This window comes from Sphingobium xanthum (assembly GCF_019737615.1).
In the GTDB taxonomy this organism is placed as follows: domain Bacteria; phylum Pseudomonadota; class Alphaproteobacteria; order Sphingomonadales; family Sphingomonadaceae; genus Sphingobium; species Sphingobium xanthum.
This window is the reverse complement of record NZ_JAHKKS010000009.1, coordinates 137,132-154,665: the sequence shown is the minus strand read 5'-3', so window position 1 is coordinate 154,665 and position 17,534 is coordinate 137,132. Positions and strand designations below refer to the sequence as shown.

The following is a 17,534-nucleotide window of genomic DNA, read 5'->3' as shown; positions in this document are numbered from 1 at the left end:
CCGCGCGATGACGTCCCACTTTACTCATCTCTGGCGCCTGCTCAAATGGGGCCGCACCCTTGCGCGTCACGGCGCGCTGCGCGGCATCGAGCAGGACCGCAATACGCCGCCGCCGGTGCGCCGCCTGGCCCGGCTGGCCCGGTTCGGCGCGCGCGTGCCCAAGGACCCGCGCTATGCAGAGGCGTTCCAGGCGATCGGCCCGGCGGCGATCAAGCTCGGCCAGTCGCTCGCGACGCGGCCGGACCTCGTCGGCGAGCAGGCGGCCAATGACTTGCTGAGCCTGCAGGACGCGCTGCCGCCGGTGCCCTTCGCGGCGATCCGCGGCGAGATCGAGGCCAGCTTCGGCCGGCCGCTCGAGGCGCTCTATGCCAGCGTGGACGAGCATCCCGTCGGCGCTGCCTCCATCGCGCAGGTCCACAAGGCCGTCACGGCGGAGGGGCGGACGGTCGCGGTCAAGGTGCTGCGGCCCGGCATTCGCGAACGCTTCAACCACGACATCGACACTTATGAATGGGCGGCGGCGCATCTGGAGCAGCTGGGTGGCGAAGCCTCGCGCCTGCGCCCGCGCCTAGTCATCGCCAATCTCAAGCGCTGGACCGCGCGCGAGCTCGACCTGCGGCGCGAGGCGGCCTCCGCCTCCGAACTGTCAGAGGCGATGTCCGCCGTTCCCGGCTACATGATCCCGCAGATCGACTGGGACCGCACCAACGGCCGGGTCATGACGCTGGAGTGGATCGACGGCATCAAGATCAGCGACCGCGCCGCGCTGATCGCCGCCGGGCATGATGTGAAGGCGATTGCCGAACGGCTGGTCAACACCTTCCTGCGACAGGCGATCGCGGACGGCTTCTTCCATGCCGACATGCATCAGGGCAATCTCTTCGTCCTCAAGGACGGGACGATCGCCGCGATCGACTTCGGCATCATGGGCCGGATCGACCGGCGCGCGCGGCTGTGGCTGGCCGAGATCCTCTACGGCCTCATCACCGGCAACTACAAGCGCGTGGCCGAGATCCACTTCGAGGCGCAATATGTGCCCGCGCACCACACGGTCGGCGAGTTCGCGACAGCCCTGCGCGCGGTCGGCGAGCCGATGCGCGGCAAGCCGGTCTCCGAGCTGTCGGTCGGCCAGATGCTCGACGGGCTGTTCGCCATCACCCGCGACTTCGACATGCAGACCCAGCCGCACCTGCTGCTGCTGCAGAAGACGATGGTGATGGTCGAGGGCGTCGCCACGATGCTCGACCCGACGATCAACATGTGGGACGTCTCCGGGCCTTATGTGAAGGCGTGGCTGCGCGATGAGCTCGGCCCGGAAGCCAAGCTCGCCGACCAGATCTTCGAGGCGGCCGATACGCTGAAGCGCCTGCCGGGCCTCATCCGGCGGCTGGAGGATCAGTTCCCCGATCCGGGCGGCGCCCCGCCCCCGCCGCCGCTGCCGGACGTGAAGCTGGTGCAGGTGAAGGGCGGCTCCTTCTCGCGCTATGCAGGCGTAGCACTGCTCGCGGGTGCGATCGGTGCCGCCGCGATGTGGGCGCTCGGCTGAGGGCCTTTCATTCGGGCTTCTTGTCGTCGTCCTTGGGTCTGCGGCCGAAATTCCGGATCCGCCACCAGACGATGCCGGCCGCCAGGATCAGTGCGGCGAGACTGCCGAGCCAGATCGCCAGATTGTCGAGCAGAGGCTTGCTCGTTTCCAGCTCGCGATTGGCCTGATTGATCGCATCCGCGCGCGCCTGCTCGCCCGTCACAGTCACGTCGATCGCAACCGGATCGCTGCGGAACAGCGAGATGCGCGTCCGCTGCCCCTCGGATTCGGCGAAGGTCTCGATCTGCGCCTGAAGGGTCTGGGGTCCGCGGGAAAGAGGCGTCACATCCCATTGCCATGTCTCGGCACTGCTCGCACCCAGATCGCGCTGCGGATCGCCCACCGGCACGATGTTGAACGCGCTACCCGTCAAGGTCGCCGTCATGTAGCGGCCGATCCGGATGCCGACGGTCGACGCCTGCCCCGGCGTTCCACCGGCGGTCCGTACGACCGCCGCCGCATCGGCCTGCGCGCCGATGGTAAGCGTCAGGCGCACCGGCTTGTTCAGCGTCATCGCGCGGTCCGGATTGAAGGCCGCAACACCTGCTTCCAGTTCGCGTTGCTGCTGGACGAGATCGTCGCATCGCGCCTGCGTCATGCGCGCCCGAAACGCGGCGCAACGGATCATGGCATCGGGAGAGGTCTCGTTGCCCGGCGAAGAGGAATTATCGGCTGCGTTGGAGGCGTTCTCGATCGCGTTGTCCGGCCACTCGTTTTCGGCCATCGCATTCTCGGTTCCGGCCCCTGCGTCACCGCTGGCCTGCTCATTCGGCGAGCCCGAGCAGGCCGTGACCAGCAAACACAATCCCGCCAATATCATCCGCACACGCATGGCACCCCCGTCGATTCCGTCAGGTTGGTGCGGCCCGGCTTGTTGTTCTGAAGCGAGGGAATGATAGCTTCATTCGCCCGCCGCTCCTAGCCGAAAGCCGCGCGATCGGCGACAATTCGAATCGGCGAGACTTCAGCCAGGGGCGTTGAAGCGGACTGTTTCGGCACTGGCTTGACGGATTGGGGTCGATTTATGTGCGCCTATGCCGTCGATGGCAGACATTTCCGAGAGTGGCGAAGCGCGGATTTCCGCCGTTTTTAGCGCCTAACTTCTCCAAGGTCGTGCATGTGAGGCATGGTGAATGTGCAGAAGCCCGCCTTCGAATAAGGCAAGTCTCTGATTTCAGGATGGTTTTGACGATATCAAAGAGCCGGCTGGCTGACGGTGCGTCGCTATCTTCATGCCAAAAGGCGACGATGTAGGACAGGGATGCGCGCACTCTTGCCCTCTCCCCTAAACAAATGCCTCCACACCCATCTCGTCCATCGCGACCCGTCCGACCGCCTCGGCATGGACCAGCGCGCTGTCGAGGATGGGGTAGCCGGGGTCGTCGCGGAAGGCGACCGAGAGGTCGGTACCGCCGAGGATGACGACATCGGCGCCGCGATCGATCAGCCTTTGCCCGGCTGCCTTGAAGAAGGCGCATTGCTCGGGCGTCGCGGAGGCTGCGACGGCGATGGAGAGATATTGCGCGTGGACCTCGTCCAGCGCCTCGCCCTCCGGCACCATGACCTCGGCCGCCTGCACGCCATAAATGCCAGAGCGCATGACCGCGCGCGTGCCCATGACGCCGACCGTCCGGTAACCGCGCGCCGCGAAGCAGGCATCCATCGCCGGAACCGCGCTGATGATCGGCAGGGCGGCGATGGCCTTCAATTCCTTGACGCAGAAATGCCCGCCCATGGACGTGACCGCCACTGCCCCGCAGCCCGCCGCCTTGAGCTGATCGACATAGGTTGCGAATATCGCCGCCTGCAGGTCCGGACGGCCGGCTTCCATGTTCGCGATCATCTCGCGCGTGTCGGCATTGGCGATGGTGAGGTGCAGCCGCTTACCCGCCGCAGCGCACTGGCGCGACAGGGCGTCGTAGTAAACCAGCGTGGCGGCGGGGCCGATCCCGCCGATGAGGCCGACATGCATGAGGGTGTCTCCGTCTTTCGTGCCGCTCGCCCTATCGCGCGCGTGCTTTCCGAGCAATCTGGCGGAGCAATCTGGCGCGGATCGCGGCTTTGCGGCATGATGGCAACCGGTGAGCGAGGTCGACCGTCCCTTCCCGATCCTGCGCGCCGTGCTGGCGATCCTGCTCAGCACGGTGGCGGCGCTGTTGCTGATGCCGGTCTTCAACTATGCGCCGGGCCTCTTCGGTTTCGGCGGGCCGATCGGGCTGTTCTTCTCGCTGGTTCTCGCGCCGCTGGGCGGGCTGTTCTTTGGTGCGATCATCGCCCCGCTCACGGTCATGCTCGTGATCGCGCTGCAAATGGCGACGGTCTTCGGCCTCACGGCGCTGGCCCGGCGCTGGCCTTTCGCCCGGCATCCGCTGGGCTGGGGTGTGGCGGGCCTCGTTGTCGGATTACTCGCCGGTACGTCGATCGGGCTGGAAATCGCGCTGCTTGGTTTCGAACTTCCCTGGACGCTTGCCAGCGGCGCCGTCACCGGTATCATCTGCGGCCTCGGCGCCCGCGCGATCATGGCCTTATAACGGTGGCTAGCCGCACTAAATAAGAGCGGTTATGAACGCGCCACAGATGACCCGACGCCGCATCCTCCTCATCGTCTCCGGCGGGATCGCCGCCTACAAGGCGCTGGAGCTCGTCCGGCTGCTGAAGGGCAAGGGCATCGAGGTGCGCGCGGTGCTCACCGAGGCGGCTGCCAAGTTCGTGACGCCGCTGTCGCTCGGCGTGCTGACCGAGGACCATGTCTATGGCGACATGTTCGACCTCAAGGAAGAGCGCGAGATCGGGCATATCCAGCTCAGCCGTCAGGCGGACCTGATCGTCGTCGCGCCGGCGACGGCCAATATTCTTGCGAAGATGGCGGGCGGTATTGCCGACGATCTGGCGACCACGATCCTGCTCGCGACCGACAAGCCGGTGCTCGCCGTGCCCGCGATGAACGTGCGCATGTGGTATCACAAGGCGACCCAGCGGAACCTGGCGCAGCTGCGCGAGGACGGCATCCACATCATGGAACCGGGCGTGGGCGCGATGGCCTGTAACGAATGGGGCAAGGGCCGGCTGCCCGAGCCGGCGGAGATCCTCGCCGAGATCGAGCGGCTGCTGGAGGAAGCAGGCGAGACGCCGCCGCTGCTGACCGACACCACGCGCACGATCATCGCGCCGGACCTTTCCGGCCCCAATCTCTATGGCAAGCATGTGCTGGTGACCGCCGGGCCGACGCACGAGCCGATCGACCCAGTGCGCTACATCGCCAATCGTTCCTCGGGGAAGCAGGGCTTCGCCATCGCGGCCGCCGCCGCGCGGGCCGGCGCGCGCGTGACCTTGGTCGCCGGGCCGGTCGCGCTGCCGACGCCGCCGGGTGTGACCCGCATCGATGTCGAGACCGCGCGCGAGATGTTTGCGGCGGTCGAGGATGCGCTCCCCGCCGATGTTGCCATCATGGTCGCGGCCGTGGCGGACTGGCGCGCGGCGGACGAGGCGCCGCAGAAGCTCAAGAAGGACGGGACCGGCGCGGTGCATCCGCTGGCCCTCGCCGAGAACCCAGACATTCTCGCGACGCTCGGCAAGAACAACCGGCGCCCGGGCCTGCTCATCGGCTTTGCCGCCGAGACCGAGAAGGTCGTCGAGCATGCGAGCGCCAAGCGCGTGAAGAAGAATGCCGACTGGATCGTCGCCAATGACGTCTCCGGCGAGGTGATGGGCGGCGATCGCAATGTCGTCCATCTCGTCACGGCCTCGGGCACGGAGACTTGGCCCGACCTGCCCAAGACCGCGGTTGCCACGCGGCTCATCGAAAGGATCGCGGATGAACTCGCCGGCAGTTGATATCGAGGTGAAGCGCCTGCCCCATGGCGAGGGCTTGCCGCTGCCGGCCTATGCGACGAGCGGCGCGGCGGGCATGGACGTGGTCTCCGCCGAGGATATCATCCTGCCCAGCATGGGGCGGCATGCGGTGGCAACCGGCCTCGCGCTGGCCATTCCGGAGGGCTACGAAGTGCAGGTGCGCCCGCGCTCCGGCTTGGCGCTCAAGCATGGCATCAGCCTGCCCAACACGCCCGGCACGATCGACAGCGACTATCGTGGTGAATTGAAGATCATCCTGATCAATCTCGGCACCGACGCCTTCGAGATCAAACGCGGCGACCGGGTCGCGCAGCTGGTGGTCGCGCCGGTGCAGATCGGCCGGATGGTCGAGGTCGCGGAACTGGATGAGACGGCGCGCGGCGCGGGCGGCTTCGGCTCGACCGGGGTGCGGACGGGGTGATGGACTTCACCGACGACCAGCTCGAGCGCTACGCCCGCCATATCGTGCTGCGCGAGATTGGCGGGGCGGGGCAGGCGCGGCTGCGCGGCGCGCATGTCGCGATCATCGGCGCGGGCGGGATCGGGTGCCCGGCCATCGCCTATCTGGCGGCGGCGGGCATCGGCACCTTGCGGGTGATCGACGGCGACGAGGTGAGCCTCTCCAATCTCCAGCGGCAGATCCTGTTCGGTGCGGACGATGTCGGCACGCCCAAGGCCGAGGCGGCGCGGGCGGCGGCGCAGCGGCTCAATCCGGATTGTCACGTCATCCCGATCAACCAGCGCGTGGATGCGGACAATGCCGCGACCCTGCTGCGCGAGGCGGACATCATTCTCGATGGCTGCGACAATTTCGAGACGCGGCTGGCCGTCTCCGACGCGGCGACGCGGCTGCGCATCCCGCTCGTCTCGGCGGCGGTCGGATCGTTCGAGGGGCAGATCGGCGTGTGGCGCGGCTGGGAAGAAGGCGCGCCCTGCTATCGCTGCCTCGTCGGCGACACCAAGACCGACCCGGCGCGGACCTGCGCCGAGGAAGGCATTGTCGGCGCGCTGACCGGCATCATCGGATCGATGGCGGCGCTTGAAGTCATCCGCCAGCTCGTGCCGTTCGGCGCCTCGATGGCTGGCAAGCTGATCGTCTTCGACCTGCTCTCGCGGCGGCTTCGGGAGCTCAGCATTCCAAGGGATCCCGCCTGTCAGGCTGCTTTCGCGCAGGCATGAGCGGACGGGCACCTCTGGCCCTGATCGCGATCGGCGCGGATGCTGGTCGGCTGCGGCAGGCGCTGATCCTCGGCCGCGCGGAAATCGCGCTCGGCGGGGAAGCGCGGCTGCTGGCGCAGGGCGAGAGCGTGATGCTGTTCCGCACGATGCTGGTGCTGGAAGAGGATGAGCGCTGGCAGGCGGTGGGCGAGCCGACGCTGGCCGAGCTCATCGACGAGGCGATCGGCGATGGGGTCGAGATCGCGCTCTGCCAGACCAGCGTGGCAATGATGGGCCTGACGCCCGACGCCTTCCATCCGGGAATCGACTATGCGGGGCCGGTGGCGTTCCTCGCCGGCCTTGGCGCCAGCGACCGGCTGGTCGTCGTCTGACCCGACTTCCGGTCGATCTGTAACGTTACGCCTTGCCACGTAACCGTAAGTAACTTGCGGCCCTTCGCCGCTTCCCCCTGATCAGGCGCAAAGCAGAACAACGCCTGCGCCGCGCCGCGCATGCCGACAGGGAGAAGACAATGCCATCGCTCATCATGCGCCGACCGCGCAGCCTGCTAACCGTGCTGGCGCTCGCGCCGCTTGCCGCCATGCCCGGCTGGGCTCAGCAACCCGATGACGCGGAGGACCGGTCCGACGACACGATCCTCGTCATCGGCACGCCGGACAGCCAGTCGCTGACCGCGCCGAGCGAGACCGGCAGCCGGCTCGGCCTTTCCCCGCTGGAGACCCCCGCCTCGCTGAGCGTGCTCGACGGCGAGACGATCCGCGCGCGCGGCGATCTCAGCATTGCCGATGCGCAGAGCCGCATGCCGGGCATCACCAGCACGGGCAATCCCGGCAACGGCAACACGGCGCTCGCCGCGCGCGGCTTCGACGGGCAGGGATCGGTGCTGCAGCTGATCGACGGCGTGCGGCTGTTCCCGGTCGCGGGCACGATCACCTTCCCGACCGACCCGTGGATGGTCGACCGGATCGACGTGCTGAGCGGGCCGGCCTCCGTGCTTTATGGGCAGGGCGCGCTGGGCGGCGCGGTCAACGTCATCATGCGCAAGCCGAGCGAGACGACGCAGGCGCAGGGCGAGATCGGCTATGGCTCGTTCCAGACCTTCCACGCCGCGGCCGGCGTCGGCGGGCCGATCGGCGACCAGCTCGCCTATCGCATCGACGGCAGCTATCGCCGTTCGGACGGCTATGTGGACCGGGGCGATTCCCGCAGCCTCTCGCTCTCCGGCACCCTGCGCTGGACGCCGGTCGAAAGCCTCAGCGTGACGCTGCGCAACGATTATGGCGACAACAACCCGATGAAATATTTCGGCACGCCGCTGATCAACGGCGTGCTCGACGACCGGAACAAGCGGCTGAACTACAACGTCGCGGACGCGCAGATGTGGTTCGAGGACAATCGCACCAGCCTGCAGGTCGACTGGAGCCCCGGCGAGGCGATCACGGTGAGCCAGCAGGTCCATCGCCTGCGCTCCAAGCGCTTCTGGCGCAATCTGGAAGGCTATTATTTCGATCCGGGCCCGCCGGCCGAAATCTACCGGACCGACAATTACGGCATTATGCACGACCAGACGCAATTGGGGGCGGTGGGCACGATCACGCTCAAGACGCCGCTCGGCGGCAGCGCGAGCAACGATCTCGTCGTCGGCTATGACTATAATTTCATCAAGCTGACCTATTCGCACGACTTCAACGGCGACATTCAGGAGGATTTCCTCGACCCGTTCAATTTCGCGCCGGGCCGCTACACCAACTCGGTCGACGTCACCCCGCAATATCGCACGCGCACGCACGAATGGGCGATCTTCGCCGAGGACCGGCTCGAACTGACCGGGCAATTCTCGCTGGTCGGCGGCATCCGCCACGAGCGCAACAAGGTGCGGCGCACGACGATCGGCGGCACGGTGGTCGTCAACGACAAGAAGCTCAACAACACGACCTGGCGCATCGGCGTGGTCTTCCAGCCCTCGCCGGCCGTCTCGCTCTATGCGCAATATGCGACTGGCGTGGACCCGCTCGGCACGCTCACCACCTATTCGGGCGGACAGGTCGCCTATAGCCATGCGACCGGCAAGCAGATCGAGATCGGCGCCAAGGCGAGCTTCCTCGATGGACGCGGATCGGCGACGATCGCCGCCTATCGCATCGAGAAGAACGGCCTGCTCTCGCAGCGGACGATCAGCAGCCCGATCGAACAGGTCGGCCAGCGCTCGTCGCAAGGCATCGAGGCGACGATCGCGCTCGATCTTGCGGGCGGCTTCGGCATCGAGGCGAACGGCACGATCCTCAACGCGAATTTCGACGATTTCCGCTCCGGCGCGACGGTCTACACGGACAATACGCCTCCCAACGTGTCGGAGGAAGCCGCCAATCTCTGGCTGCGCTGGGACGCGACCGACCAGCTCCAGGCGCGCGCGGGCCTGCGCTATGTCGGCAAGCGCTGGGCGGATAATCGCAACCGCTTCGGCGTGCCGGCCTATGCGACGATCGACGCCACCATCTCCTATGCGGTGACGCCCAATCTCGCGGTCGACCTGCGCGGCTATAATCTGCTCGACAAGGATTATGCGGTGACCACCTATGGCGACGAGCAATGGATGCTGGGCCGCCCGCAGTCCTTCGACGTCTCGCTGCGCGCGGCGTTCTAACTATGATAAACCCTTCCCCTTCAGGGGAGGGGCAAGGGGTGGGGACGATGCAACGCATCGTATGCACAGAGCTTCCATTTGACGTCCAACACCACCCCGCATCAGGTGAACAGCGCCCCGCGCTGTTCAGGTCATGCCGGGGGCATGACCGACCTGAATGCGTCTCCTCTGAAGAGGAGGGGCTAGGACGCGTTCCATGACCTCGCGCCACCGCCATCCGTTCACCCATGTCGCCAAGCGCTGGCTCTACGTGACGCATCGCTGGATCGGCATCGTCACCTGCCTGCTGTTCGCCATCTGGTTCGCCTCCGGGCTGGTGATGATCTACGTGCCCTATCCCTCCGCTTCGCAAGCTGAGCGGATTGCCGCGCAGCAGCCGATCGACTGGCGGCGCGTCTCGATCCTGCCGCAGGCGGCAGGAGACGGGGCACCGCAATCGCTCGTGCTGGAGATGCGCGACACCGTGCCGGTCTGGCGGATCGCGCATTGGACGGGCGAGCGCGAGACGCTTGCCGCCGCGCCGGGCGTCGTTCTGCCGCCGGTCACCGCAAGCTGGGCGGCGCAGACAGCGGGCCGGTTCGCGAACACATCCGTGCGCAGCGTCGAGCAGATCGAGCGCGACCAGTGGACCGTGGCGGGCGGCTTCAGTCCGCACCGTCCGCTCTGGAAAGTCGCGCTCGCCGATGACGCAGGCACCGAGCTCTATGTCTCCGCCAGCAGCGGCACGATCGTGCAGGCGACGACGCGCAGCGAGCGCTTCTGGAACTGGCTGGGATCGGTGCCGCACTGGATCTACCCGACTATCATCCGGCAGGATGCGGGCGTCTGGCGCCAGGTCGTGCTCTGGGTCTCCGGCCCGTGCATCGCGGCCGCCGTCACCGGCATCTGGGTCGGCCTCCTGCGCACGCGCATCGGGCAGCGGCGCTTCCGCGGCGGACGGATGACGCCCTATCATGGCTGGATGCTCTGGCATCATGTCGCGGGGCTCGCAGGCGGTCTGTTCCTGCTCACCTGGATCTTCAGCGGCTGGCTTTCGGTCGATCCCGGCTATGCCTTCACCTCGCCCGATCCGGACGCGCAGGCCGAGCAGGCCTATTCAGCGAGCGCGCCGCTGCCGCCGGTCGATCTCGCCCGACTGGGTGCGCTGGCTACGGGCGCCAAACGCGCGACGGTCTCGGTCCATGCCGGGCAGGCGCTGGTCACGCTCGACTATGCCGATCGCCCGCGCCGCATCCTCAGCGCCGCCTCGCTCACGGAAGCGAGCGCCGATCGCGCCGCGATCGAGCGGGCGGCACGCGGCCTCGTGCCGGACGGAAAGCTGGTCCAGTCCGACCTGCTGACCGCGCCGGATAGCTATTATTACGACATCGGCGCGCTGCCGCCTTTGCCCGTCCTGCGCCTCAAGTTCGACGATCCCGCGCGGACATGGTTCTACATCGATCCCGCGACCGGCGAGGGCCTGCAACGCCTCGACAGCCGCCGCCGGGCCTATCGCTGGCTCTACGACATGCTGCACAAATGGGACCTCAGCAGCCTCACCCTCCATCGGCCGCTCTGGGACATCCTGCTCTGGACCTTCTCGATCTTCGGCCTCGTCACCTCGATCAGCGGCGTGTGGATCGGCTGGAAGCGCCTGCGGCATACGCCGCGCTGAGCGGCAGCCGCCGGGCCTGCACCGTCCAGCAAGCACATGACAGCGCGGCTTGATGCTGATACCGGGTCCGCAATCGCCGGAACGAAAACTCTGACAGGCTCGACACATGCTGGACTTCACGAACCATCCGCTTCCCAACCCTACCTCGCCCGAGGACCGCGCGGCCGCCATGGCCAATCTCGGCTTCGGCACGCTGTTCACGGATCATATGGTGACGATCCGCTACACCGAGGGTCAGGGCTGGCATGATGCGGTATTGGGCCCGCGCCAGCCGATCCCGCTCGATCCCGCCGCAGCCGTGCTGCATTATGCGCAGGAGATTTTCGAGGGGCTCAAGGCCTATCGCCTGCCGGACGGATCGGTGGCGAGCTTCCGACCGGAAGCGAACGCCGCGCGCTTCAACCTGAGCGCCACGCGCCTCGCCATGCCGCATCTGCCCGAGGAGCTGTTCGTCGAGAGCATCCGCCAGCTTGTCGGGGCCGATGTCGACTGGGTGCCGGATGCCGACAAGGGTAGCCTCTATCTGCGCCCCTTCATGTTCGCGAACGAGGCCTTTCTCGGCGTGCGCCCGGCGCGGGAATATATCTACTGCGTCATCGCCTCGCCGGTCGGCGGCTATTTCAAGGGCGGCAAGTCGGCCGTGACGCTCTGGGTCAGCCATGATCAGGTGCGCGCCGTTCCAGGCGGCACCGGCGCCGCCAAATGCGGCGGCAATTATGCCGCGTCGCTCCAGCCGCAGGCCGTCGGCATCGAGCATGGCTGCGATCAGGTGCTCTTCCTGGACGCGGTCGAGCGCAAATGGATCGAGGAGCTGGGCGGCATGAACATCATGTTCGTGTTCAACGACGGCTCGATCGTCACGCCGCCGCTCAACGGATCGATCCTGCCCGGCATCACGCGCGATTCCCTGCGCACTGTCGCGGCCGAGGCCGGCTACACGGTCAAGGAGCAGCCCTACAGCTTCGACCAGTGGATGGACGACGCGAAGAGCGGCAAGCTCAAGGAAGCCTTCGCCTGCGGCACGGCCGCGGTCATCACGCCGATCGGCGAAGTGCGCTCGACGCAAGGCGGCTTCGTGATCGGCAATGGCGATGGCGGCGACGTCGCGCGCACGCTGCGCGAGGCACTGGTCGGCGTACAGCTCGGCCAGAAGCCCGACACGCATGGCTGGATGACGACGCTGGCCTGAGCGGGCCGGGCCTATCCGTCGTGCCGCGCCATCCAGTCGCGCAGCAGGGCGACATAGGCGACGGGATTGTCGTTCATGATCGAGTGCGCCGCGTCCGGCACTTCGCGGAAGGTCGCGCCTTTCACCTTGCGTGCGAAGCCGGCAATGGTCGCGGGAAGCGCCTCGTCGTGCTGGCCCGTCACGAAAAGCGTGCGCGGCCCGTCCAGCTTCGCGAGCAGCGGCGTGCCGTCATAGTCGCGCAAGGTGCCGCTCGCGCTGAACTCGGCCCAGCCCCAGAGGTGGTGGTAGATATCCGGGCTGAAGCTGCGCGGCATCGCGGCCTTGTAAGCGGCGATCTCGGCCGGCGGATCGAACATGCGGATATGGCGGGCATAGAAGGCGTCCATCGCCGCCTCGCAGCCCGGCCCATCGGCGGCGCCCGGCTGATCGCAGGCATCGAGCGTGCGTCGGATCGCGGCGGGCATGCGCGCGCGCAGACGGTTGGCATCGCGCATCCACAGCCGCGTCGAGACGAGCGGCGACTGGATGATCGCGCTGGCGAGGCTCGGCGGGCGGGTCGCGGCATATTCAAGGGCGATGGTGCCGCCCCAGCTGGCGCCGAGCACATGCCAGCGCGCGATCTTGAGCGCCGCGCGGATCGCCTCCAGCTCGGCGAGGAAGCGCGGCACGTGCCAATTGGCCGGATCGCCGGGAGTATCCGAGCGTCCGCTGTCGAGCTGGTCATAGAGGATGACGGCGCGCTCGTCGGCCAGCGCCGTGCCGTTGAGGAAATACCAGTGCGAGCTGCCGGGCCCGCCATGGATCATGACGATCGGCGGGCGTGGGCCGGCAAGATCGCCATTGATGCGCACATAGGCGCGGCCGCCGGGGACGGGGATCATCTCCTCCCGATCGGGCTTGAGGCGCGCACCGGGGAGAAGCGGCGCTATGGGAAGCCCCTGGGCGATGCTCTGCGTGGCCAGCGCTGCCATTGACGATGCGATCGCCGTCCTGCGCGTCATATCCATTGTCCCGCCTTCCTGCGGAGCAGGCATAGCGGGTCGATGGGGCGAGGTCGACGACGAAGCAGCTTCTGGAAAAACGCGCGGGCGCCGGAATGTCCTGACCCATTTTGCGCCCGCGTCACGCTTGTTCTGGTGGGAGCCATGAGGGTTCCGGACCAGAAGCGAGGCGACGTCATGAGCAGTGGGATCATCAGCAAGAAGCTGTTGGTGGGATGCGGTTTGGGCGGCGCGGCGCTGCTCTCGATGCTGGCGATGGATGGGCTGGCCGAAGCTGGCGGGCCTTCGGCGATGGCGAGCAGGCAGACGCCTGCCTCATCGGACCCGGCACTGACGCCGGACCAGCAGCCGTCCGAGGGCTCCCCGGCCGGAGCGCCGCGACTTGGCGTGGCCCAGCAGGCACTGGCTGGCCTGGCGGGGATACGGCAGCAACAATGCCAGATGGGCAATCACCTCGCTTGTCAGGCTCTGCCGCAAATGCCGGCCATCCAGCAGCAGCTCACGCAACTCGATCAGGGCTGCCGATCGGGCGATCGCAAGGCCTGCAGCGAGTTCGAGACGTTGGCGCAGCGCATCTCCACCGCTTATTCGGAAAGCGCGGCGGTCATGCAGGCGGGCGAGGCCGGCATGGCGCGGATGAACGCCTGGCGCGCGCAGATGAATGCGAACGCCGAGGCCAGCATGGCGAACCTGCAAGCGCAGGGGGCAGCCGGTCAGGCCGCGCACAATGCCCGGCAGGAAGCCAATGCCGCCATGACGCGGAGCTGGGAGGCCGGTCAGGCCAGTTCCGACCGGGCGCACGGGCGCTATATCGACAGCATCCATGGCGGCACGACAATGGACGGCGGCGGTGTGCAGGCGCGTGTGCCCTATGGCACGACCGGCTACACGGACGGCCGTGGCAATGTCGTCGCCGTCCCGCAGGGCGGCCGGGCGCCGGATGGCTGGCAGGAAATGGACCCGACCTTCGCCGCGCCGCAGTAAATCTAGGCGCCGCGCACCAGCCGCACCGGGTCGATCTGGCCGGTTGCGCTGAAGCCGGCCCAGCCGGTCACCAGGTCGAGATCGATGACGATCGCGGTGCCGAGTTCGGCGAAGTCGTGGCGCTGCTCGGGGACCGGCATGGCGTCGAAGATGCGGCGGCGCGTCGCGTCGTCCGTGGCGATGCGGGCGCGGCCGGCGAGCTGATAGGTCGCGCGCGCCACCTCGTCGCGATAGAACAGCGCGACATTGGGATTGTGCGCGACCGCATCCGGCATGCCGCCGCCATTGCGCGCCCACAAGCCGAGACTGTCCGGCCCCAGAGTAAGGATCGATCCGCGCATCGAAAGATGCGGGCGGCCTTCGCGGTCCACATAGGCGATATACATGGCATGCTGCCCGGCGAGAGCCGTATCGAACCGCGCGCGCAGGGCCTCGTCCATCACCATCGGCGCGCTCGGGCCGGGTGGCGGGGTGGTCAGCATCTGCTGGCAGAAGCGGGTGACGAGACCGCCCTCGCCTTCGATCAAGATGCCGAGCGCGCGGCCCGGTCCACCGGGGCGGGGCTTGCCGGCGAGCACGATGCCGGGCGCATCCAGGCGCTCCCAGTCGAGCTGCGCGAACATCGCGGCGTCGTTGGCGAGGCGCGTGGCGACAGCGTCTCGACCGTCCAGCGTTTCGCGCAGAATCTCGAACTTCGCGTCGCTTGCCAGCAGGGCGGACCAGGCGGCCGCGTCACCCTCTGCGCGCAGCAAGGCCATCACGCTTTCGCTTATGTCGCTCATGGCCGATCCTCCCATCGTTTCGTCGTGCTTAGCGCGTCGCGACACGCTTGAAGCCTGCGCGGACGGCAATATTTCCGCGCCCGTCCGGCAGCGCAGCCAATCGACGCGGCCTGAGGCGACTGATAGGCTGGTCGCAAGAGAGAAGGACCCAGCCCCATGACCCTGCGCCCCACCGACATTCCCGACGTCGATATGATAGTGCTGCCGCCGGTGCGCGACCTTGGCGACGGCTTCACAGTGCGGCGCGCCTTGCCCTCGGCGCATCGGCGGATGGTCGGGCCGTTCATCTTCTTCGATCAGATGGGGCCGGTGACCCTCTCCGCCGGCGATGGCCTCGACGTGCGGCCGCATCCGCATATCGGCCTCGCGACCGTCACCTATCTGCTGGAAGGCGAGATCTTGCACCGCGATTCGCTGGGTTCGGTGCAGGCGATCCGGCCAGGCGCGGTCAACTGGATGACGGCTGGGCGCGGTATCGTCCATAGCGAGCGGAGCGCCGACGATGTGCGCGCTGCCGGAGGGCCGCTGTTCGGCCTGCAGACCTGGGTCGCGCTGCCCAAGGCGCATGAGGAGACAGCGCCGGCCTTCTTCCACCACACAGCCGCCCACATTCCGGAGGCGGAGGCCGAGGGCGTCGCGATCCGGGTCGTCGCCGGCACATGCGACGGCATGACTTCGCCGGTGCAGACCTTTTCGGACATGCTCTATGCCGATGTGATCCTCGCCGATGGCGCGCGTTACCGGCTATCCGCCGAGCATATCGAGCGGGCCGTCTATGTGATCACCGGCGCGGTCGAGGTGGAGGGGCAGCAGGGCGGCTTCGCGGCGGGCGAGCTGGTCATCTTCAAGCCCGGCGCCGAGATCGTGATGCGGGCGCGCGGACCGGCGCGGCTTATGCTGGTCGGCGGCGAGCCGCTCTCCGAGCCACGCAATATCTACTGGAATTTCGTCTCCAGCTCGAAGGACCGCATCGAGCAGGCCAAGGAGGACTGGATCGCCCAGCGCTTCGACAAGGTACCGGGCGAGACGGAGTTCATTCCGCTGCCGGCCTGAGCTGCGTCAGTCGCGGTCCATTTCCTGGATCGCCCGCTCGCGCGCGACCTGCACTTCGGCATTGTGCGCCAGCGTCTCGAACGCGGCCATGAACGTTTCGAGCTGCGCGGCCGGGATACCCTGGAACAGGAATTCGCTGCGACGCACCGCCGTCTCACGTATGATGCCGCTGATGCGCTTGCCCTCTTCGGTCGGCGCGAAGAAGCCGTGGCGGCGGCCCGGGCGGCCGGTTCGTTCGACGAGACCGTTCTCGATCAGGTGATTGACCGTGCGGCCGGCCTGGCTCTGGTCGCGATAAAGTGCGAGCACAAGCTGCGGCCAGCTGATCGGCGGGTTGGTGCAGACTTCCGACATAACCCAGGTCTCGAAATTGGAGAGGCCGGTCTGGCGCTTGTGCGACAGCGCGCCGCCGCGCAGCATATAGGAGCAGAGCGTGATGAACGGCGGCAGCACGCGCGAGCGATCCACCGCGACGCCGTTCTCGCCCGGCAGCCCCTCATCGACGAGATCCTGGAAATCGACCGGCTCGGGCCGCTGGTTGGTGGCGCTGAGTTTGCGCTCCTGCTCGAACAGGGTGATCGCGCGGGACAGCAGCGTATCGAGCACGTCGCAAAGCGTGCCGAGTTGCTCGTCGCTGATGCCGTAGGTGAGCTCGCGATTGCGCAGCTCGGCCTGACGCAGCAGCCGCTCGGCCAGCTGACGGCCGGGCGTACTGAGCCGGATCGGGCTGCGAATGCCGCTGCGCGCGAGCAAGGACACTTCGCCCATCCGCTTGATGGCCCGGCTGACCTGCGCCTTGTCGATACCACAGGCCATGGAGATCGCGGCGAGCGTCAGCCCGCCCTGCGCCTGGAGCAGCAGCAGGATGCGGCGATCGAGCTCGTTTACATGCGCCGTGCGGGCGAACGAGATGTTAGCGCTCTCGCGCGCGTCGCGCAGGAACACCCAGAGCCTGGACTGGAAGCGGCTCTGCCGGTCGTCGCGCCGTGTGGCGAGGCCCATGGGCTGCGCCGCGGCGACGCCGGCAAGGACAATGTCAAGCTGGTCCTCGAATCGCCCCTGAAGGTCTGCCACGTCCGGCCGGCTCTGCTCGGTCATCGTCCAGCCGACCGTGAAGCGATCGACCAGCAGCACGGCGGCCCGCGCATCGGCCAGCGTGAACCCTGCCGCGCACAGCGCTGGGACGCAGTCGAAGCCCGATCCGCCCATGGGAAACATCGCCGGCAATTGCGCGAAAAGCTGGCTGCCGTCGCGTCGCGAGAGCATGGCCTGCCGCCCGGCCGCCGCTCGCTGCACGAGCTGCTCGCGCCAGCTCTCCGCCGGAAGAAGAACGGGCGCCACGCGCGCCATTTCGCAGCCGAGCGCGACCAGCATGTCGCCACGATCCGAGAAATGCTGCAGAATATCGGTCGGCTTGGCACGCAAGCGCTCGGCCACCGCATCGATTGTGCAGCCCGCCAGACCTTCCCGATCGAGCACGGCCAGCCCGGCCGCGACGATCGCTGCCTTGTCCAAGCCGGCGCCGAAGCGCTCCAGTGCAGCCTTGCTGCTGTTCATGTGCCATTCCTCCAGGAGCCGCCCACGCTCCATACTTCGACATGAATGCGCCTA

Annotated in this window: 16 protein-coding genes; 11 read left to right on the top strand and 5 right to left on the bottom strand. The window is 67.5% G+C overall.

Translation table 11 applies throughout. The annotated features are described in order from the left end of the window. Positions 1-7 precede the first annotated feature (7 nt). Positions 8-1,546: a 2-polyprenylphenol 6-hydroxylase gene (gene ubiB, locus KM135_RS15180; protein WP_221714870.1), complete on the top strand. Its 1,539-nt coding sequence runs from the start codon at positions 8-10 to the stop codon at positions 1,544-1,546. 7 nt (positions 1,547-1,553) lie between these two features. Here the strand turns inward: ubiB and KM135_RS15175 are convergent, their stop codons facing one another. Next, positions 1,554-2,183 (bottom strand): hypothetical protein, encoded by a 630-nt coding sequence (locus tag KM135_RS15175; protein WP_221714869.1) that lies wholly within the window; start codon positions 2,181-2,183, stop codon positions 1,554-1,556. A 687-nt stretch (positions 2,184-2,870) separates the two neighbouring features. After that, positions 2,871-3,557 (bottom strand): aspartate/glutamate racemase family protein, encoded by a 687-nt coding sequence (locus KM135_RS15170; protein WP_221714868.1) that lies wholly within the window; start codon positions 3,555-3,557, stop codon positions 2,871-2,873. Positions 3,558-3,666: 109 nt separating this feature from the next. Here KM135_RS15170 and KM135_RS15165 point away from each other — a divergent pair, with 109 nt between their 5' ends. The 8 genes from KM135_RS15165 (at position 3,667) to KM135_RS15130 (ending at position 12,103) form a co-directional block, all read left to right on the top strand. Next, positions 3,667-4,116, top strand: a complete 450-nt coding sequence (locus tag KM135_RS15165) for a hypothetical protein (RefSeq protein ID WP_221714867.1) — start codon at positions 3,667-3,669, stop codon at positions 4,114-4,116. Between the two features lie 46 nt (positions 4,117-4,162). Then, positions 4,163-5,419, top strand: a complete 1,257-nt coding sequence (gene coaBC / locus KM135_RS15160; protein ID WP_221714866.1) for a bifunctional phosphopantothenoylcysteine decarboxylase/phosphopantothenate--cysteine ligase CoaBC — start codon at positions 4,163-4,165, stop codon at positions 5,417-5,419. Beyond that, entirely contained in the window at positions 5,400-5,858 is a 459-nt protein-coding gene (dut, locus tag KM135_RS15155) for a dUTP diphosphatase (protein ID WP_221714865.1), read from the top strand. Before coaBC ends, dut begins: the two co-directional genes overlap by 20 nt. Beyond that, positions 5,858-6,616: a HesA/MoeB/ThiF family protein gene (locus KM135_RS15150; RefSeq protein WP_221714864.1), complete on the top strand. Its 759-nt coding sequence runs from the start codon at positions 5,858-5,860 to the stop codon at positions 6,614-6,616. Before dut ends, KM135_RS15150 begins: the two co-directional genes overlap by 1 nt. After that, complete coding sequence (locus tag KM135_RS15145) at positions 6,613-6,987, top strand: DsrE/DsrF/DrsH-like family protein (RefSeq protein WP_221714863.1); 375 nt, start codon at positions 6,613-6,615, stop codon at positions 6,985-6,987. The genes KM135_RS15150 and KM135_RS15145 overlap by 4 nt, the downstream gene beginning before the upstream one ends. A gap of 140 nt (positions 6,988-7,127) precedes the next feature. Next, positions 7,128-9,260: a TonB-dependent receptor gene (locus KM135_RS15140; protein ID WP_246606169.1), complete on the top strand. Its 2,133-nt coding sequence runs from the start codon at positions 7,128-7,130 to the stop codon at positions 9,258-9,260. 196 nt (positions 9,261-9,456) lie between these two features. Continuing rightward, positions 9,457-10,914 carry a PepSY domain-containing protein gene (locus KM135_RS15135; protein WP_221714862.1) on the top strand — a complete coding sequence of 486 codons (1,458 nt, stop codon included), beginning with the start codon at positions 9,457-9,459 and terminating at the stop codon, positions 10,912-10,914. Between the two features lie 106 nt (positions 10,915-11,020). Continuing rightward, entirely contained in the window at positions 11,021-12,103 is a 1,083-nt protein-coding gene (locus KM135_RS15130) for a branched-chain amino acid aminotransferase (protein WP_221714861.1), read from the top strand. Between the two features lie 11 nt (positions 12,104-12,114). Here KM135_RS15130 and KM135_RS15125 read toward each other — a convergent pair whose 3' ends face one another. Continuing rightward, positions 12,115-13,074: a proline iminopeptidase-family hydrolase gene (locus tag KM135_RS15125; RefSeq protein ID WP_246606163.1), complete on the bottom strand. Its 960-nt coding sequence runs from the start codon at positions 13,072-13,074 to the stop codon at positions 12,115-12,117. 207 nt (positions 13,075-13,281) lie between these two features. Between KM135_RS15125 and KM135_RS15120 the strand changes: the two genes are divergently transcribed. Beyond that, positions 13,282-14,088, top strand: a complete 807-nt coding sequence (locus KM135_RS15120; RefSeq protein WP_221714859.1) for a hypothetical protein — start codon at positions 13,282-13,284, stop codon at positions 14,086-14,088. A 2-nt stretch (positions 14,089-14,090) separates the two neighbouring features. On the opposite strand, the gene KM135_RS15115 is transcribed toward KM135_RS15120, so the two are convergent. Beyond that, positions 14,091-14,870: a pyridoxamine 5'-phosphate oxidase family protein gene (locus tag KM135_RS15115; RefSeq protein ID WP_221714858.1), complete on the bottom strand. Its 780-nt coding sequence runs from the start codon at positions 14,868-14,870 to the stop codon at positions 14,091-14,093. A 156-nt stretch (positions 14,871-15,026) separates the two neighbouring features. On the opposite strand from KM135_RS15115, the gene KM135_RS15110 reads away from it, so the two are divergent. After that, the gene (locus tag KM135_RS15110; protein ID WP_221714857.1) at positions 15,027-15,923 is read left to right on the top strand and encodes a pirin family protein; all 897 of its coding nucleotides are present in this window, start codon (positions 15,027-15,029) and stop codon (positions 15,921-15,923) included. Between the two features lie 6 nt (positions 15,924-15,929). Here KM135_RS15110 and KM135_RS15105 read toward each other — a convergent pair whose 3' ends face one another. Further along, on the bottom strand, positions 15,930-17,480 hold the full coding sequence (locus KM135_RS15105) for a TetR/AcrR family transcriptional regulator C-terminal domain-containing protein (RefSeq protein ID WP_221714856.1): 1,551 nt from the start codon (positions 17,478-17,480) through the stop codon (positions 15,930-15,932). Positions 17,481-17,534 lie beyond the last annotated feature (54 nt).

What these genes read in the sequence shown, in the direction of transcription:
- KM135_RS15110 (WP_221714857.1), top strand. Translation starts at nt 15,027, where the DNA reads ATGACCCTGCGCCCCACCGACATTCCCGACGTCGATATGATAGTGCTG.
- KM135_RS15125 (WP_246606163.1), bottom strand. Translation starts at nt 13,074, where the DNA reads ATGGCAGCGCTGGCCACGCAGAGCATCGCCCAGGGGCTTCCCATAGCG.
- dut (WP_221714865.1), top strand. Translation starts at nt 5,400, where the DNA reads ATGAACTCGCCGGCAGTTGATATCGAGGTGAAGCGCCTGCCCCATGGC.
- KM135_RS15130 (WP_221714861.1), top strand. Translation starts at nt 11,021, where the DNA reads ATGCTGGACTTCACGAACCATCCGCTTCCCAACCCTACCTCGCCCGAG.
- KM135_RS15140 (WP_246606169.1), top strand. Translation starts at nt 7,128, where the DNA reads ATGCCATCGCTCATCATGCGCCGACCGCGCAGCCTGCTAACCGTGCTG.
- KM135_RS15150 (WP_221714864.1), top strand. Translation starts at nt 5,858, where the DNA reads ATGGACTTCACCGACGACCAGCTCGAGCGCTACGCCCGCCATATCGTG.
- KM135_RS15175 (WP_221714869.1), bottom strand. Translation starts at nt 2,183, where the DNA reads ATGACGCAGGCGCGATGCGACGATCTCGTCCAGCAGCAACGCGAACTG.
- KM135_RS15170 (WP_221714868.1), bottom strand. Translation starts at nt 3,557, where the DNA reads ATGCATGTCGGCCTCATCGGCGGGATCGGCCCCGCCGCCACGCTGGTT.
- KM135_RS15135 (WP_221714862.1), top strand. Translation starts at nt 9,457, where the DNA reads ATGACCTCGCGCCACCGCCATCCGTTCACCCATGTCGCCAAGCGCTGG.
- KM135_RS15105 (WP_221714856.1), bottom strand. Translation starts at nt 17,480, where the DNA reads ATGAACAGCAGCAAGGCTGCACTGGAGCGCTTCGGCGCCGGCTTGGAC.
- KM135_RS15115 (WP_221714858.1), bottom strand. Translation starts at nt 14,870, where the DNA reads ATGAGCGACATAAGCGAAAGCGTGATGGCCTTGCTGCGCGCAGAGGGT.
- KM135_RS15145 (WP_221714863.1), top strand. Translation starts at nt 6,613, where the DNA reads ATGAGCGGACGGGCACCTCTGGCCCTGATCGCGATCGGCGCGGATGCT.
- ubiB (WP_221714870.1), top strand. Translation starts at nt 8, where the DNA reads ATGACGTCCCACTTTACTCATCTCTGGCGCCTGCTCAAATGGGGCCGC.
- coaBC (WP_221714866.1), top strand. Translation starts at nt 4,163, where the DNA reads ATGACCCGACGCCGCATCCTCCTCATCGTCTCCGGCGGGATCGCCGCC.
- KM135_RS15120 (WP_221714859.1), top strand. Translation starts at nt 13,282, where the DNA reads ATGAGCAGTGGGATCATCAGCAAGAAGCTGTTGGTGGGATGCGGTTTG.